This is a genomic window from Streptomyces radicis (assembly GCF_003626575.1).
GTDB lineage: Bacteria > Actinomycetota > Actinomycetes > Streptomycetales > Streptomycetaceae > Streptomyces > Streptomyces radicis.
On the sequence record NZ_RBDY01000049.1, the window covers coordinates 9,788 to 28,284 of the forward strand.

Below are 18,497 nucleotides of genomic sequence, written 5' to 3' on the forward strand. Positions count from 1 at the left end.
CCGGAGGTGGCGGGCGCGATGAGCAACGAAGAGAAGTTCCGCGACTACCTGAAGCGGGTCATGGCCGAGCTCGACCAGACCCGGCGCCGCCTCGCCGAGGTCGAGGGCGCCGCCCACGAGCCCATCGCCGTGGTCGCCATGGCCTGCCGCTTCCCCGGCGGCGTGCGCGCGCCCGAGGACCTGTGGGCGCTGCTCGAACGCCGCGGCGACGCCGTCACCCCGTTCCCCGACGACCGCGGCTGGGACCTCGACGCGCTGTGCGCCCCCGACCCCGGCACCCCCGGCGCCTCCACCGCGCACGAGGGCGGATTCCTGCACGACGCGGGCGAGTTCGACCCCGCGTTCTTCGGCATCTCCCCCCGCGAGGCCCTGGCCACCGACCCCCAGCAACGCCTGCTGCTCGAGACCGCGTGGGAGGCGTTCGAACGCGCCGGGATCGACCCCGCCACCCTCCGCGGCTCGCGCACCGGCGTCTTCGCCGGCGTCATGTACCACGACTACGGCTCGGGCGCCGCCGAGCCGCCGCCCGGCGTCGAGGGCTACCTCGGCAACGGCACCGCGGGCAGCGTCGCCTCGGGCCGCGTCGCCTACACGTTCGGCCTCGAAGGCCCCGCCGTCACCGTCGACACCGCCTGCTCCTCCTCGCTGGTCGCCCTGCACTGGGCCTGCCAGGCGCTGCGCCGCGACGAGTGCTCCCACACCCTGGCCGGCGGCGTCACCGTGATGGCAACGCCGGGGACCTTTGTGGAGTTCACAAGGCAACGCGGCCTCGCGCCCGACGGCCGCTGCAAGCCCTACGCCGACGCGGCCGACGGCACAGGCTGGGGCGAGGGCGCCGGGCTCCTCCTGCTGCGGCGGCTCTCCGACGCCCGCCGCGACGGGCAGCCCGTGCTGGCCGTCATCCGCGGCTCCGCCGTCAACCAGGACGGCGCCTCCAACGGCCTCACCGCGCCCAACGGACCCTCCCAACGCCGCGTCATCCGCGCCGCGTTGGCCGACGCCGGGCTCGCGCCCCAGCAGGTCGACCTCGTCGAGGGACACGGCACCGGCACCGCGCTCGGCGACCCCGTAGAGGCCGGGGCGCTGCTCGCCACCTACGGCCACGACCGCGACCCCGCACGACCCCTCTGGCTCGGCTCCGTCAAGTCCAACCTCGGACACACCCAGGCCGCCGCCGGGGTCGCCGGCGTCATCAAGGCCGTGCTCGCCCTGCGCCACGCCCGCATGCCCGCCACCCTCCACGTCGACCGGCCCTCGCCCCGCGTCGACTGGGCCGCGGGCGCCGTCCGGCTGCTCACCGAGGCCAGGGACTGGGACGCGGAGGAGCCACGGCGCGCGGCCGTCTCGTCGTTCGGCATCAGCGGCACCAACGCCCATGTCGTCCTCGAACAGGCCCCGTCGACCCCGCCCGACCAGCACGGCACCGAGGCGGCGAACGCCGGGGCCTGGCCCGTGCCCTGGCTGCTCTCCGGCGCCTCCGAGGCCGCGCTGCGCGCCCAGGCCCGTGGGCTGCTCGCCCACGCCACCGCCCACCCCGGCACCCCGCCCGCCGCCCTCGGCCACGCCCTCGCCACCGGAAGGGCGACGCTCGACCACCGCGCCGCCGTGCTCGCCCACGACCGCGACGGCCTGCTCGCCGGCCTCGCCGCCCTCGCCGACGACCGCCCCGCCCCGGGCCTCGTGACCGGGCGCGCGGCCCCGGGATCCGGCGGCAGGCCGGTGTTCGTCTTCCCCGGCCAGGGCTCCCAGTGGGCCGGGATGGCCGCCCAACTCCTCGACACCGCACCCGCGTTCGCCCACACGATCGACGACTGCGCCGCCGCGCTCGCGCCCCACGCCGACTGGTCGCTCACCGACGTGCTGCGCGGCGCGGACGGCGCGCCGCCCCTCGACCGCGTCGACGTCGTGCAGCCCGCGCTGTTCGCCGTCATGGTCTCCCTCGCCGCCCTGTGGCGCGCCCACGGCGTCGAACCCGGCGCCGTCGTCGGCCACTCCCAGGGCGAGATCGCCGCCGCCTGCGTCGCGGGCGCCCTCTCGCTCGACGACGCCGCCCGCGTGGTCGCCCTGCGCTCCCGCGCCCTGCGCCACCTGACCGGGCGCGGCGGCATGCTCACCCTCGCCCTCCCCGCCGCCGACGCGCCCGAGCTGCTCGCGCCCTGGGGCGGAACGCTGGCACTCGCCGCCGTCAACGGCCCGTCAACCGTGGTCATCTCGGGAGACCGCGACGCGCTTGACGCGCTGGCGGGCGCCGCCGAGGCGCGCGGCGTGCGGGCCCGGCGCGTCCCGGTGGACTACGCGTCGCACTGCGCGCACGTCGAGGCCGTCGAGGCGACCCTGCTGGCCGAGCTGGCCGGGATCAGCCCGCGCCCCGCCGCCGTGCCGTTCCACTCCACCGTCACCGGCGAGGCGTTCGACACCACCGGGCTCGACGCCGCCTACTGGTACCGCAACCTGCGCGGCACCGTCCGCTTCGACGCCGCGGCGCGGTCGCTGCTCGCCGCGGGCTTCCCCGCGTTCATCGAGGTCAGCCCCCACCCCGTGCTCACCGCCGCCCTCAGGGACACCGCCGAGGACGCCGCAGGCGCCACCGCCGACGACGGTGGCGCCCCCGCCGTCGTCGTCGGCTCGCTGCGGCGCGGCCAGGGCGGCCCCGAGCGGTTCCTGGCCTCGCTCGCCGAAGCACACGTCCACGGGGTGCCCGTCGACTGGACGCGGGCGCTCCCGGGCGGGGCCGCGGACCCGGCCGTGCGGGCCGCCCTCCCCACCTACGCGTTCCAACGCGCCCGCTACTGGCTCGAGTCCACGGGTCCCGTGGACGCCCGCGACGCCGCCGCGCGGCTGGGCCAACGGGCCGCGGACCACCCGCTGCTCGGCGCCGTGGTGACCCTCGCCGACGCCGACGGGCCGCTGATGACCGGCCGCCTCACGCCGCGCTCCCACCCGTGGCTCGCCGACCACGCCGTGCTCGGCCGCCCGGTGCTGCCGGGGACGGCGTTCGTCGAGCTGGCGCTGCGCGCGGGCGAGGCCGCGGGCTGCGACCACCTCGCCGAACTCACCCTGGAGACGCCCCTGGTGCTCCCCGAACGCGGCGTCCGGGTGCGGGTGAGCGTCGGCGCCCCCGACGCGGCGGGGCGGCGGCCCGTGGCCGTGCACGCCCAGCCCGAGGGCGCCGATGAGAACGCCGACGGGGGCGACGCCCCGTGGACCCGGCACGCGGTGGGCGAGCTGGCGACGTTCGCGGGGCCGCCCGTCGGCGACCTGACCGCCTGGCCGCCGCCGGGCGCGACGGAGGTCGCGACGGCCGGGATCCATGAGCGGCTCGCCGCCGCGGGCCTCACCTACGGCCCGGCGTTCCGGGGGCTCGTGGCCGCGTGGCGGCGGGGCGACGAGGTGTTCGCCGAGGTCGCCCTCGGCGAGGACGAACGCGGCGACGCGGCCCGCTTCGGCCTGCACCCTGCCCTGCTCGACGCCGCCCTGCACGCCGCCGCCCCGGCCGAGGGCGACGCCCCGGGGCTGCCGTTCTCCTGGAGCGGCGTCACACGACACGCCACCGGCGCGACCGCCCTGCGGGTGCGGCTGGCGCCCGTGGCGGGGAGAGCGCTCTCCCTGCTGGCCGCCGACCCGTCAGGGGCGCCGGTGCTCTCGGTGGACGCGCTCGTCGCGCGGCCCCTCACCGCCGACCAACTCGACGCCGGGGCACGCCCGAACGCCGCCGACTCCCTCCACCGCGTCGCCTGGCGCCCCCTGCCCGCCACGTCGGCGCCCGAGGCCCCGGGCGGGCGGTGGGCGGTGATCGGCCCCGACCCCGCCCCACCCGGCTGGCCCGGCGCGACCCACCCCGACCTCGACGCCCTGGCCTCGGCCCTCAACGGGGAAACGCCGCCCGAGGCCGTCCTTGCGCCCTTCGCCCCAGGGGCACGCTCGGCGGGGGAGGCGGCGCGGCGCGCGCTCGCCCTGGCGCGCGCGTGGCTCGAAGACCCCCGCTGGCAGGGCTCGCGGCTGGTGTGCCTGACGCGCGGCGCGGTCGCCGCCGCCCCGGGCGACCGCGTGGAGGACCCCGCGGCGGCGGCCGTGTGGGGCCTGCTTCGCGCGGCGGAGGCCGAGCACCCGGGCCGGTTCGCCCTGCTCGACCTGGACGGCGACGCGCCGCCCGACCTCCGGGCCCTGGCCGGGGCGTTGGCCGCCGACGAGCCCCAACTGGCCGCGCGGGGCGACGCGTTGCTCGTGCCCCGGCTGGCCCACGCCGTCCCCGCGCCCCAACACCCCGATGCCGCCTGGGACTCGACGGGCACTGTGCTGCTCACCGGCGCCACCGGCACGCTCGGCGGGCTCGTGGCCCGCCACCTGGTCGCCCGACATGGCGTGCGGCACCTGCTGCTGATCGGCCGCATGGGCCCCGACGCCCCGGGGGCCGACCGTCTCACCGCCGAACTCACCGCCCTCGGCGCCACCGTGACGCTCGCCGCGTGCGACGCCGCCGACCGGAGAGCGCTCTCCGCGCTGCTGGACGCCATCCCCGCCGCTCACCCCCTCACCGCCGTCGTGCACGCCGCCGGGGTCCTCGACGACGGCGTGGTCGACGCCCTCACCCCCGAACGCCTCGATGCCGTGCTGCGGCCCAAGGCCGACGCCGCCCTCGCCCTCCACGACCTCACGCGGGACGCCGACCTGTCCGCGTTCGTGCTCTTCTCCTCCGCCGCCGGTACCCTCGGCGGCGCCGGACAGGCCAACTACGCGGCGGCCAACGCCTTTCTCGACGCCCTCGCCGCCCACCGCCGCGCCATCGGCCTGCCCGCGCAATCCCTCGCCTGGGGCTTCTGGAGCCGACGCAGCGCCATGACGGGCCACCTCGGCGAGGACGATCTGCGGCGGATGCGCCGGGGCGGCATCGCCGGGCTCGACGACGCCGAGGGGCTCGCCCTGTTCGACGCCGCGCCCGCCACCGGCGAGGCGGCCGTCCTGCCGCTGCGCCTCGACCTCGCGGCCCTGCGCGCCGACGCCGCCGCCACCGGGACCGTTCCGCCCCTGCTGCGCGACCTCGTGCGCGCCCCGGCGCGCCGCGCCGCCACGGTGCCCGCCGCGACCCCGGACGGGACGCCCCCGCGGCGGCTCGCCGGGCTGTCCGAGGCCGACCGCGCCGCCGCCCTGCTCGACCTGGTCCGCGCCCACGCCGCCGCCGTTCTGGGCCACTCCACCCAGGACGCCGTCGAACCCCGCCGCGCCTTCCGGGAGTTGGGCGTCGACTCGCTCACCGCGGTCGAGCTGCGCAATGCCATCAACGCCGCCACCGGGCTGCGGCTGCCCCCCACCCTGGTCTTCGACCACCCCACCCCCGCCGCCCTCGCCCACCACCTGGCCACCCTGCTGGCCAACACCGACACGAGCACCGGCACCGGCACCGGCACCGGCCCGAGCACCGGCACCGGCCCGAGCACCGGCACCGGCATGAGCGCGCCGCTCGCCACCGCCCCCGACGAGCCGATCGCCGTCGTCGCCATGGGCTGCCGCTACCCCGGCGGCGTGCACACCCCCGACGAACTGTGGGAGCTGCTCGACCGCGGCGGCGACGCGATCACCCCGTTCCCCGAGGACCGCGGCTGGAACGTCGCCCGCCTGCACGACCCCGACCCCGACGCCGTGGGCCACAGCACCACCCGGCACGGCGGATTCCTCGACGGGGCGGGCGAGTTCGACCCCGCGTTCTTCGGCATCTCGCCGCGCGAGGCCCTGGCCATGGACCCCCAGCAACGCCTGCTGCTCGAGACCGCGTGGGAGGCCTTCGAACGCGCCGGGATCGAGCCCAGGGCGGCCCACGGCAGCAGGACCGGGGTCTTCGCCGGGGTCATGTACCACGACTACGGCAGCCACCGCGCCCCTGACGGCGGCCCGGGGACGCCGAGCGCCGGAAGCGTCGTCTCGGGCCGCGTCGCCTACGCCCTGGGGCTCGAGGGCCCGGCCGTCACCGTGGACACCGCGTGCTCGTCGTCGCTGGTCGCCCTGCACCTGGCGGCGGGCGCCCTGCGGCGCGGCGAGTGCGACCTGGCGCTCGCGGGCGGGGTCACGGTGATGGCCACGCCCAGCCTGTTCGTGGAGTTCAGCAGGCAACGCGCCCTGTCCACCGACGGCCGCTGCCGGGCGTTCGCCGCGGGCGCCGACGGCACGGGCTTCGCCGAGGGGGCGGGCGTCCTGCTGCTCGCGCGGCTCTCCGACGCCCGGCGCGACGGGCTGCCCGTGCTGGCCGTCATCCGCGGCTCGGCCGTCAACCAGGACGGCGCCTCCAACGGCCTCACCGCGCCCAACGGCCCCGCGCAGCGCAAGGTGATCCGCGCCGCGCTGGGCGACGCCGGGCTCGCGCCGGGCGACGTGGACGCCGTCGAGGCCCATGGCACGGCCACCGCGCTCGGCGACCCCATCGAGGCACAGGCCCTGATCGACGTCTACGGAGCCGACCGGGACGCCGAACGCCCGCTGCTGCTCGGCTCGTTGAAGTCGAACATCGGCCACACCCAGGCCGCCGCCGGGGTCGCGGGGGTGCAGAAGATGGTCCTCGCCCTGCGCCACGGACGGCTGCCCCGCACCCTGCACCTCGACGCGCCGTCCCCGCACGTCGACTGGGCGGCGGGCGCGGTCCGGCTGCTCGACGAGGCGGCCGACTGGCCCGAGACCGGCCGCCCCAGGAGGGCGGGCGTCTCGTCGTTCGGCCTCAGCGGCACCAACGCCCATCTGATCGTCGAACAGGCCCCCGAAACTGTCGAGTTGACCGAGGACTCGGGCGACCTGGCACCCGACACGGCCCGCACCGACACGGCCCGCACCGACGCGCTGCCGTGGCTCGTCTCGGGGCGCACCCCCGCCGCGCTCGCCGCCCAGGCGCGGCGGCTGCGCGCCTGGGCCCGGCGCCACCCCGACGCCCCACCCGGCGCCGTCGCCCACGCGCTCGCCACCGCCCGCACCGCGTTCGAACACCGGGCCGTGGTGGTCGCCCGGGACGCGGACGGGCGCGGGGAAGCGCTCTCCGCCCTCGCCCACGGCGGAACGACGCCCCAGGGCACCGCCGTGGGCCGGGCGCGCGAGGGCCGTACGGCGTTCCTCTTCCCCGGCCAGGGCAGCCAGCGCGCCGGGATGGGGCAGGGCCTGTACGCGGCCGCTCCTGCCTACGCCGAGGCGTTCGACGAGGTCTGCGCGCGCCTGGACCCTCACCTCGAACGGCCCCTGCGCGACGTGGTGTTCGCGCCCCCCGGCTCGCCCGATGCCGAGCTCCTCCAGAACACCGACCTCGCCCAGTGCGCCCTCTTCGCCGTCGGCATCGCCCTCCACCGGCTGGTCGTGACCCTCGGCCCCGCCCCCGACGTCCTCGCCGGGCACTCGGTCGGTGAGCTGGCCGCCGCCCACGCCGCGGGCGTGCTGTCCCTGGACGACGCGTGCGCGCTGGTCGCCGCGCGCGGGCGGCTGATGGCGGCGCTGCCCCCCGGCGGGGCGATGGTCGCGGTCCAGGCGGCCGAGGACGAGGTGGCGCCGCTGCTCGCCGACCGGGCGCACGAGATCGGCGTCGCGGCGGTCAACGGCCCCCGCGCCGTGGTCCTTTCGGGCACCGCGGGCGCGGTCGACGCGATCGCCGGGCTGCTCGCGGGGCGCGGCGTCGGGACGAAGCGGCTGCGCGTCGCCCACGCGTTCCACTCGCCGCTGATGGAGCCGGCGCTCGCCGACTTCCGCCGCGTCGCGGAGGAGCTGACCTACGCCCCGCCGCACACCCCCGTGCTGTCCTGCGTCACCGGGCGGCTCGCCGACGCGGACGAGCTGTGCTCGCCCGACCACTGGACCCGGCACATCCGCGCGACCGTGCGCTTCGCCGACGGCGTCCGCCACCTGGCCGAGCACGGCGTGACCACCGGACTCGAACTCGGCCCCGACGGCGTGCTGTCCGCAATGGCCCCGGAGAGCGCTCCCCAGACGGCGTTCGTCCCGCTGCTGCGGCCCGGGCGCGATGAGCCCGAGACGCTCTACGAGGCGCTCGCCCAGCTCCATGTCCGCGGCGGGGCCGTGGACTGGCCCGCCGCGCTCGCCGCCTGCGGCTGGCGCCCCGGGCCGCCCGACCTGCCCGCGGCGCTGCCCACCTACGCCTTCCAGCGCGGCCGTTACTGGCTCGCGTCGGTCGGCGCGCCCGGCGGCGCCGCCTCCGAAGGAGTGCGCCCCGTGCGCCACCCGCTGCTCGACGGCGCGCTCGAACTCGCGGGCGGTGACGGGCGGTTGCTCCTCCTCGGCGGTCTCTCCACCGCCACCCACCCCTGGCTCGCCGACCACGCCGTCGGCGGAACGCCCCTGCTGCCTGCCACCGCCCTGGCCGAGCTGGCCATCAGGGCGGGCGACGAGGCGGGTACGGGCCGGGTCGAGGAGCTGACCCTGCGCGCGCCCCTGCCGCTCCCCGACGGCGACGAGGTCCGCCTCCAGATCACCGTCGAGGCCCCCGACGCCTCGGGCGCGCGCCCGTTCACGATCCATGCGCGCCCGGGCGAGGACGGGCCGTGGACGGCCCACGCGGAAGGCCTGTTGGCCGCGCACGCCGCCCAGCCGGATCGGCCGGGTGAGAACGCGGCGGAACCGGCGGCCAGTTGGCCGCCCGAGGGCGCCATCTCCGTCGATGTGTCGGGTGGTTATGACCGCTTGGCCGGGTCGGGGCTCGCCTACGGACCCGCGTTCCGCGGGGTGCGAGCCGTGTGGCGGCGCGGGGACGAGGTCTTCGCCGAGGTCGCGCTGCCCGACGCGGCGGGCGCGGCGGCGGGGGAGGGGTTCGCGCTGCACCCCGCCCTCCTCGACGCCGCGCTGCACGGCATCGCCTTCGCCGCCCCGGCGACCGGCGAGGTGCCGCGCCTGCCGTTCGCGCTGCGTGGCCTCGCCCTGCACGGCTCGGGCGCCGCCGCGCTCCGCGTGCGGCTCGCCCCCGTGGGGCCCGACGCCTTCTCGGTCGAACTCACCGACGAGCACGGCACGTTGATCGGCTCCATCGCCTCGCTCACCCTGCGCGAGGCGCGTCCGGAGCAGCTCGCCGCCCTTCCGGGGCGCCTCCGTTCCCTCCACCGGATCGACTGGGTTCCGGCCGCCCCCGCCGCCCCAGCCATCTCCGCGGCAGCGGCCGAAGGGCCCGCCCGCTGGGCGATCTGGGGCCCCGACGACGGCCTGCCCCCCGAACTGGCCCCCCATGCCGCCCGGTTCGACCGCATCGACCAACTCCCCACCGCCGACACGGTGTTGCTCGACCTCACCCGAACGGGATCGCCCGACACATCCGACGTTCCCGGCGTTCCCCGCGCGCCCGACGCGGCACGGGCCGCGCTGGCCCGCGCGCTGACGGCCGTTCAGGAGTGGCTGCGCGACGAACGCCTCACCGACGCACGGCTCGTCCTCGTCACCCGCGGCGCCATCGCGACCGACGGCGCGGACGCCGATCCCGTCGCCGCCGCCGTGTGGGGCCTGATCCGCGCGGCGCGCGCCGAACACCCGGGCCGCCTGGCCCTCCTCGACCTCGACCCGGACCCGAGCGGCCCGGCCCCCCGCCCCGCCGAGCTGGCCTCGACCCTGGCCGCGGGAGAGCCCGAAGTCGCCGTGCGCGGCGGCGCGTTGCTCGTCCCCCGACTCACCGGGGCCGCCACGGCGCCCCCGGGCGAACCTGCCGCGTTCGGCACCGGCTGGACCCTGGTGACCGGCGCCTCGGGCGCACTCGCCCACGCCGTCGCCCGCCACCTGGTCGCCGCCCACGGCGTCACACGGATCGCCCTGGCCAGCAGGCGCGGCGCCACGGGAACCCACGCGCTCGCGGACGAACTCGCCGCCGCCGGGGCCACGGTGCGGACGGCCGCGTGCGACGTCGCCGACCATGACGCGCTCGCCCGCCTGCTCGCCGACCTCACCCGCGAGGCGCCGCTCACCGGCGTCGTCCACGCCGCGGGCGTCCTCGACGACGGCCTGATCGCCGACCTGACCCCCGAACGCCTCGACACCGTGCTGCGCCCCAAGGCCGACGGCGCCTGGCACCTCCACCAACTCACCCGCGACATGGGCCTGTCGGCGTTCGTCCTGTTCTCCTCCGCCGCAGGGGTGCTCGGCAACGCGGGGCAGGGCGGCTACGCCGCCGCCAACGCCTTCCTCGACGCGCTGGCCGCCCACCGCCGCTCCCTCGGCCTGCCCGGCACCTCGCTCGCCTGGGGCCTCTGGGCCCCCGACGGCGGCATGGCCGCGGGCCTCGGCGCGGCGGACCGGCGGCGCATGGCGCGTTCGGGCGTCGAGGCGTTCACGCCCGCGGAGGGCCTTGCCCTCCTCGACGCCGCCCTCGCCCACCGCGACCGGCCGCTGCTCGTCCCGCTGCGCCTGAACGCCGCCGCGCTGCGCACCCTCGCGGCCGCGGGCGAGCTGCCCCACGCGCTGCACGCCCTCGTCCCCGCGGTGAGCCGAACGCGCGCCGAACGCCCAGGAGTTGGGGCCGCCGATGCGCTGCGCCGCCGCCTGGCCACGCTGCGCGGCCCTGACGTCGAACGCCTGCTGCTCGACCTGGTCCGCCACGAGGTCGCCGCCGTCCTCGGGCATGCCTCACCGGCGGACATCCCGCCCGACCAGGCGTTCAAGGAGCTGGGCTTCGACTCCCTCACCGCCGTCGAGCTGCGCAACCGCCTCGACGCCGCGAGCGGGTTGAGGCTGCCCGCCACCCTGGTCTTCGACCACCCCAATCCCGCCGCGCTCGCAGGGGAGTTGAGGGACAGCCTGGCCCCGGAGCCGCCGCCGGGCGACGCCGCTGCCGAGCCGGGCGACGAGGAGGTCCGGCGCACCCTGGCCGCCATCCCCGTCGCCCGGCTGCGCGCCGCCGGACTGCTTGGCACGCTGCTCGACCTCGCCGACGGCGCGGAGGCGCCCGGCGACCCGGGCGAGGACACCACGGGCATCGACACGATGGGCGCCGACGACCTGGTGCGGCTGGCGTTCGACGGATGAACACGCCCCCGCGGGCCCGACCGTGGATTCCGGAGGCGGGGCGCTCAGGCCCCGCCCTCGCCCACCGCGAGCGGCTCGGCGCCGGAGCCGTACCGCAGCCGCAGGGGCAGGTCGGCGCGCCGGTCAACGTTCAACTTCCGGTAGACACGGGTGAGATGTTGCTCGACCGTGCTCACGGTGACATGGAGCTTCCGGCCGATCTCGCGATTGGTGTACCCGATGGCGGCCAACGTCGCCACCCGCCGCTCGGCGTCGCTGAGCAGCGCGGGGTCGTCCGCCGCCTCCGCGGCCGCGCCACCCTCCGCGGCCGACTCCGCCTCGGGCGCGGGCAGCAGCCGAGCGAGCAGCTCCTCCGCGCCGCACTCCGCGGCGACGTGCACCGCGCGCTCGCGCATCATCCGCGCCCGGCCGAACTCCCCGAGCCCCGCGTGCGCCCGGCTCAGATCCGCCAGCGCGCGGATCAACTCCAGCCGGTCACCGCACTCCTGGAGCAGCGCCACCGCCTCCCGCAGTGGCCCGGGGCGGCGCTTGGGCGAGGCCGCGGCCGCCATCGCGCGCAGGCTGACGCCCACCACGCGCTGCCGGTCGCCGCCCGGCAGCGCCAGCTGCTCGGCGACCAACTCCTTGGCCTCCTCCCGCTGATCGAGCGCCGCGCGCGCCAGCGCGAGGTCGCCGCGCCACGGCAGCAGCACCGGAAGGTCGCGCCCCCACTCGCGCATCAGCCGCCCACACCGCTCGAAGTCGGCGACGGCGGCCCTGGGTCGGTTGGCCGCCAGGTGCTGATGTCCCCTGGCCCGCAGATAGCCCGGCGCGAACCCGCCCCCGAACATGGCCTTGGGCACCACGAGCCCCGCGGCCCGGCCCGCGTCCTCGACCCGGCCCAGATCGAGCCGGGCGCGGATGAGCGCGGCCAGCGGCAGCCCGATCGCCACCCCCCAGCCGCGCGCCGACACCAGGGTCAACGCCTCGGCCGCCCACAACTCGGCGGGCGCGGGCCGCCCTTGGCGCAGCGCGATGTCCGCCCTCGCCGCGGTGAGCAGCGCACGCCACGTCGTCGCGCCCTCCGCCTCCGCGTCGCGCAGGAACGTGTCGCACCACGCCGCCGCCCTGTCCTGGCGGTCGGCGTGCAGCAGGGCGTAGAGCGCGGAGAGCACCGAGGGCAGCGAGTCCTCGGAGAGCGCGCACCCGGACAGCGCCTCCTCCGCCCTGGCCACCGGATCGGCGTCCGGCGCCCCGGTGAGCACCGCGTCCAGGGCCGCGCACGCCGCCTCGCCCGGGTGCCCGGGCCAGCAGGCCACCTCGGGGAGAGCGCTCTCCGAGCCCGCGCGCAGGCACAGCGGCGCCGTTCCCTGCGAGGCGTCGCCCGGGCGCGCGCCGGGGGAGTCCCGCGCCCCGCGCGCCCTGGCCAGGATCTCCCTGGCGTCATCGCCCCGCCCGTGCCACAGCAGGAACCCCGCGACCGCCGAAACGTCCCGCCCACCGAGGTGCCCGGCCAGCACCGAGCGCCGCAGCGTCGCCAGATGGCGCAGCGCGGTCGACGGGTCCCGCCGCCAGCGCAGCCGCGTCAGGCTCATCAGCAGCGGGGCCCTCACCTGCTCGTCGGCGCAGCTGCGCTGGGCCAACTCCAGGCAGTCGTCCGCGAAGTCGTCCCGCCGCTCGGCGAGCGCCTGCCGCGCGGCGTCGCGCAGCACGCCGATCGCCCACTTGTCCGGCACCCGGTCCGCGGCCACCAGGTGCTCGGCCACGTCCGGCGCCGCCACGCCCCGGTCGTGCAGCAGCTGCGCGCCGCGCAGGTGCGCGTCCGCCCCGTCGCCCGGCTCGACCGTGTCGGCGATCGCCGCGCGCACCGCGGGGTGGCGCAGCCGCTCCCCCCGCAGCAGCCCCGAGCCGCCGATGGACTCGACGATGTCCACGACCAGCTCGGGCTTCATCCCCGTCAGGCGCCCCACCAGCGCGGGCGACGCCCACCGGTCCAGCAGCGCCAGGCTCCGCGCCACCTGGATGGTGGCCGCGTCCCACTGGTACAGGCACGCGCACACCGCCTGGCGGAACAGGCGCCCTGGCACCGGGGGTTGGGGCAGCGAACGGCCGCCGGGCGCGGCGGGCGCGCCGCCCTCGTTGAGCCCGTCCTCGACCAGGCCGCGCAGCAGCAGGGGGTTGCCGCCGGTCACCTCGTGGTACGCGGGGGCGAGCCGGGCCGCGGCCGACGGGTCGCCCAGCGCCTCGGCCAGCACGCGCGCGGTACCGTCCTCGGAGAGCGCTCTCACATGCAGCCGGTGACAGGCGGGTTGCCGCAGCAGCTCGGCGCGGAACGCCGAGTGCGGCGCCTGCGCCCCCGGCCACTCGGTCAGGATCACCAGCAGCCGGCGGAACTTCAGCCGACGCAGCAGATACAGCAGGATCTGGAGCGAATAGCCGTCCGCGTACTGCACGTCGTCGATGGCCAGGACGACCACGCGTTCGGTCGAGAGCGTCAGCAGCGTCGAACAGACGCCGCGCGCCAGGCGGATCGCCGCCCGTCTCATCGCCGCGGCGGGGGCGTCCGTCGCGCCGGGGGAGGGCAGGGCGTCGGCGGTGAGCAGGGCGTTGGTCTCCTCCAGCAGGTGCCAGGGGAGCGCGGGGCTGTGGAAGAGCTGGCCGATGACCCCCAACGGGAGGGAACGCTCGGCCCGCGAGCCGGTGGCGATCAGCGGGAGGGCGCCCAGGCCGATCGCCTCCTCGACAAAGGCGTGCAGCAACTCGGTCTTGCCCGTGGCGACCGGGCCGCTGATCAACGCGATCTGTGGCCGACCGCGCTCACTCCGCTCGAATAGACCCCGCAGATATCTCATTTCTTGAGAACGTTCCACGAATGCCATGGATTCTGTCTTCCCACCTGACAAGTGTCAGTATCTGTGGATCGCAAATAGGTCTATCATTCTATGAAGGCGCGCCGATATGACACATGTGCGAAAAGGGGTGGCGTATTTCGCCCCACGGAACGGAACGCCGCGATAAAGGGCGGGGGTCGCGGCTTCTCCGCGGCCCCCGCCGTGATCAGGCGTCGGATTCGCCGGTGGCGTCGGCGTCTTGGGCGCCCTCGGCGTTCCCGGCGTTCCCGGCGTTCCCGGTGCTCCCGGCGTCTGCGGCGTCCTCGGTGGCGTCGCCCAGCAGGGTCGCGGCGGCGGACGGCGTGGCGTGCGTGAAGAGATCGGGCAGCCGCACCCGCGTGTCCGTCTCCTCCTCGATCCGCCCCGCGAGCCGCACCGCCAGCAGCGAGTGGCCGCCCTCCGCGAAGAAGTGGGTGTCCGGGGTGATGTCCTCCCGGCCCAGTACCTCGGCCCACAGCGCCACCAGCGTGTCCACCAGGGCGTTCTCGCCCGGCACATGGGAGAGCGCTCTCCCTCGGCCCGTGGCCTGTCGGCCCGGTGCCCCTTCGGCGCCCGGTGCCCTTTCGCCCGACGCCTGACCGGCCAGGGCGGCCGCCATGCGGGCGAGCGCCGGGTGGTCCACCTTGAGGCTGGCGTTGACCGGGAGCCGGTCGAGCGCCACGAACTCCTGCGGCAGGCACGCCCGTGGCAGCCGCTCCGCCGCGAACTCCCACAGCGGCCGCGCCACCGCCTGCCCGAGCGGCGACTCCACGAACGCGACCAGCGCCGCGTCCACCGTCCCCGCGTCGCGCACCGTGACCGCACAGCCGCGCACCTCGGGGTGCTCGGCGAGCACCGCCTCGACCTCGCCCAACTCGACGCGCACGCCCCGCAGTTTGACCTGCCGGTCCGAACGCCCCAGCACCTCGAGCGTGCCGTCGGGCAGCCAGCGCGCCCGGTCCCCGGTGCGGTAGAAGCGGCCGAACGCCGGGTGCGTGCCGAAGCGTTCCTCCGTCAGCTCCGGCCTGCGGTGGTAGCCCGCGGCCACCCCGCCCCCGGCGACGCAGAGTTCGCCCGGGACCAAGAGGGGCAGCTCGCGCCCCTCGGGGTCGGCCACGAACACCTGGGTGTCGCGCACGGGCCGCCCCACGCTCACCCGGCCGTCGTCGCGGTGGCCGAGCGGTCCCGAGGTGGACCAGACGGTGGTCTCGGTCGGCCCGTAGACGTTGCGCGCCGCACAGCCGGTGGCCACCAGGTCGGCCGCCAGCGCCGGGGGCAGCGGCTCGCCGCCGCACAGGACGTTCCGCCCCGCCAGCAGCGCGCCCGCCTCGGGCAGGACCAGCCGCCACGTGGTCGGCGTCGCCTGCACAGTGCCGACCGAACGGCGCTTGAGCAGCTCCGCCATGGCCGCCCCCTCGGTGCGCGCCTCGTCAGGCGCGACCACCGCCCGGCCCCCGGTGGCCAGCGGCAGGAACAGCTCGAGCGCCGAGATGTCGAACGAGAACGCCGTCAGCCACAGGACGCCTTCGCCCGGCGAGGCGCCCAGCTCGTCGGTGAAGTGGGCGATCAGATTGGCCAGGTTGCCATGGGTCACCACCGTGCCCTTCGGCAGCCCGGTGGACCCCGAGGTGTGGATCAGATACGCCGGGTCGTCGGGCGAGGGCGTGGCCGCCAGGTCCGCTCCTTCGGCACGGGGCTCCGGCCCCTCGGGGACCCCGCCCACGGGCACCATCGGGTGGGCCGACGCCTGTGCCGCGGCGGGCACCGCCGTGCCGGGCGCGCACAGCACCGCGCGCGCCCCGGCGTCGTCGAGCTGGTAGGCGATCCGCCGCTCCGGCAGCGCCGGGTCGAGCGGAAGGTAGGCCGCCCCCGCCGCCCACACCCCGAGCACCGCCGCCGCGAGCTCGGGGCCGCGTGGCGCCAGCACCGCCACCACGTCCCCCCTGCCCACGCCCGCCGCCGCGAGCAGCCGCCGGGTGCGTTCGCCCGCGTCCGTCAACTCCCGGTAGCGCACGGCCCGTTCGCCGTCCTCAAGCGCCACGGCCGCCGGCGCCTCGTTCGCCCGCGCCACGATCGCCACCGGCAGCACCGGCACCGGCGCTGGCGGCGGCTCCAGCACGCGGTTGGCCTCGGCGATCACCCGGCGGTCCACGTCCGACCACGCCGTCACCTCGCCGACCGGCAGCCCGGGCCGCGCCGCCACCGCCGTCAGCAGCGCCTCGTAACGCCGCGCCAGCAGCGTGACCTCCTCGCGCGTGAACACGCCCGAGCCGTAGGCGATCCGCAGCAGCACGCCCTCGTCCGACGGGATGACGAAGAACTCCAGGTCGAACTTGCTCGACCCGTTCTCCGGCGTCAACAGCCGCGCCCGCCGCTCCCCGAGGGAGACGCCACCACCGTCGCCCCCGGGACCGCCACCCGAACCAGCGCCGCCCGAACCTCCACCGCCCGGAACGTAGTTGAAGACATGCCGGAACAGCGCGTTGCGCCACCCCGACGCCGTCCTGTCCACCTCGCCCAGCAGGGTGTCCACCGGCACGTCGGCGTGGGCGAGCGAGTCGAGGAACACATCCCTGACCGCGCCGACCAGCGCCCGGAAGTCCACGGCGGGGTCGATCACGACGCGCAGCGGCACGACGTTGACGTGGTAGCCGATGGCGCCCGCGTCCTGGGGGCGGCGGGTGTTCACGGGGGAGCCCACCACCAGGTCGGGGCCCGCGCCGTGCCGCGCGAGCAGCAGGTAGTAGGCGGCCAGCAGGACCACCGCCTCGGGCGCCCGCAGCTCCTTCCGCATCCGCCGCACCGCCGCGACCGCGTCGGCCGACAGCGGCAGCAGGACCGTTCCCCCGGCCAGATCCGGGTGGTCGCCCGCCTCGGCGCCCAGCCACAGGGCGTTGCGCACCGAGCCGAAGTCCCGCAGGCGCGCGCGCCAGAACACCATGCCGCGCTCGGTCGGCTCCGGCTCCGCCACCGCGGGAACGATCGCGCGCAGCTCCTCGCCCGGCGCCGCACCCGAGGCGAACGCCCCATAGGCGGCGGCCAGTTCGGCGACCATCGGGCCCGTGGACACCATGTCGAACACCAGGTGATGCACCGCCACGCACAGCACGTCCGAACCCGCCCCACGGAACAGCGCCGCCCGCACCAGGGGCCGCCCGTCCATCGCGAACGGCTCCCGCACAAACGCCGTCAGCGCGGCCGTCAGACCCCCGTCCTCCCGTGCGTCGTCGGGGAGTTGGGCCTCGTCCAGGACGAGCGACGCCTCGTCGGGGCCCAACACCCGCTTGGCCAGCCCGGATTCGGTGGCGGTGAACCCCGTGCGCAGCACCTCGTGGCGGCGCAGCAGCAGGTTCAACGCGTCCCCGACCGCCGAGGGCAGCAGCGGACCGTCGGCGGCGAGCGCGAACGACAGGTTGTTGACCCCGGTCCCCGGCACGAAGCGTTCGAGGAGCCACAGGGCCTCCTCCTTGGCGCTCGCGGGCTCCTCGGCGCGCGCGGGCGTCACGGGGAGGCCGCCAGCGCCTCGGTGACCAGGCGGGCGCACTCGGGGCTGCGCAGCAGGTCGGCATGGGGCAGGTCGAGCCGCACCTCGTCGGCCACGAGGTCCGCGCGTTCGGCGTCGGGGACCAGGTTGAGGCCGTTGATCGGCGTGTGCGAGCTGATGGCGGTGGCCCGCTTCCACGCTGGCAGCGCGTCCATCTGGCTGCCCGCCGCCAGGTATCCGATGAACGACATGAACGCGTCGATCAGCTCGCCGCCGTGCCGCCGGTCGAGCGCGCCCTTCTCGAACGCCGCCTCGCCCACCTCCCTGAACATCTCGCCCAGGCGCTCCAGCATCGGGTCCAGCGCGTGCGCGTGCTCGGTCCACACGGCCTCCGCCTCGGCCCTGATCCGCGTCACCTCCGCCTCGGTGAGCACCGGCGCGAACCGGTCGATCGCGCGCACGAACTGGGCGTAAACGGTCAGCGACGATGGCACTTCCGGATCGAACATGACGATCTCGGGCGGCCGTTCCTGCCACGCGCTCACCCCGTCGCTCAGCGCCCCCACGAACGCCGCGCCCGCGCAGTAGCTGAGGAGCGCGCGGACCCGCACCCCGCTGTGCCGCAGGTCGTCGAGCCACCGCCCCACGGCCTCACGGCCCGAGAGCCGACCGTCGGGGGCGGGCTGCGGAAGCGTCTCCCACAGGGCGACGGAGGGGTCGAGCAGGGGGGCGAGCTCGTCGAACCCCGCCTCGTTCCGCCCCGAGAGCGGAAAATCGACAGCCAGTACGACTTCGCCGGAGGCGCCGTCGTGATGCCTGCGCCACCAGCCCATGTCCCGCATGTCTCCCCTTTTCTGTCGGGTGTTCCGCCGGGTGTTCCGCCGGGTGTTCCGTCCGGTGTTCTGTCGGGCCCGCAACGGCGTGCGCGCACGGAAAGACAGAATCAGCCTAGAAACGCGCATTCCCCTCCCGGAGCCCCTACGAGACCCTTGAAGACCCCCTGCCCCTCCGCGCATCGGCCGGTAGCGGAACGCGGTGCGGCTCAGCCGCCCTGTGTCTAGCCTCGGGCTTTCATGGGGTGGGCCGTCCGAAGGGTGATCGAAAACGCGAGAAGTGCTCCTGACCTGGGACGATAGGACTTGTCGAGGGTCCAGATCGTGCCGTGGAAAGAAGCACTTCTCAGG

Annotated in this window: 4 protein-coding genes; 1 reads left to right on the forward strand and 3 read right to left on the reverse strand. The window is 76.8% G+C overall.

Going from position 1 to position 18,497, the window contains the following annotated elements:
• The first annotated feature begins 6 nt into the window (after positions 1-6).
• The gene (locus D7318_RS31450; protein ID WP_456243342.1) at positions 7-10,980 is read left to right on the forward strand and encodes a type I polyketide synthase; all 10,974 of its coding nucleotides are present in this window, start codon (positions 7-9) and stop codon (positions 10,978-10,980) included.
• 44 nt (positions 10,981-11,024) lie between these two features.
• On the opposite strand, the gene D7318_RS31455 is transcribed toward D7318_RS31450, so the two are convergent.
• The 3 genes from D7318_RS31455 to D7318_RS33190 all read right to left on the reverse strand — a co-directional run bounded on the left by D7318_RS31455 (position 11,025) and on the right by D7318_RS33190 (position 18,155).
• Complete coding sequence (locus D7318_RS31455; protein ID WP_120700666.1) at positions 11,025-13,838, reverse strand: helix-turn-helix transcriptional regulator; 2,814 nt, start codon at positions 13,836-13,838, stop codon at positions 11,025-11,027.
• 178 nt (positions 13,839-14,016) lie between these two features.
• The gene (locus tag D7318_RS31460; RefSeq protein ID WP_183091688.1) at positions 14,017-17,334 is read right to left on the reverse strand and encodes a non-ribosomal peptide synthetase; all 3,318 of its coding nucleotides are present in this window, start codon (positions 17,332-17,334) and stop codon (positions 14,017-14,019) included.
• Positions 17,331-18,155 carry a hypothetical protein gene (locus tag D7318_RS33190; RefSeq protein ID WP_183091689.1) on the reverse strand — a complete coding sequence of 275 codons (825 nt, stop codon included), beginning with the start codon at positions 18,153-18,155 and terminating at the stop codon, positions 17,331-17,333. The genes D7318_RS31460 and D7318_RS33190 overlap by 4 nt, the downstream gene beginning before the upstream one ends.
• Between the last annotated feature and the right edge of the window lie 342 nt (positions 18,156-18,497).

Coding starts and splice junctions, on each gene's coding strand:
- D7318_RS31455 (WP_120700666.1), bottom strand. CDS start 13,838: ATGGCATTCGTGGAACGTTCTCAAGAAATGAGATATCTGCGGGGTCTA.
- D7318_RS33190 (WP_183091689.1), bottom strand. CDS start 18,155: ATGCGGGACATGGGCTGGTGGCGCAGGCATCACGACGGCGCCTCCGGC.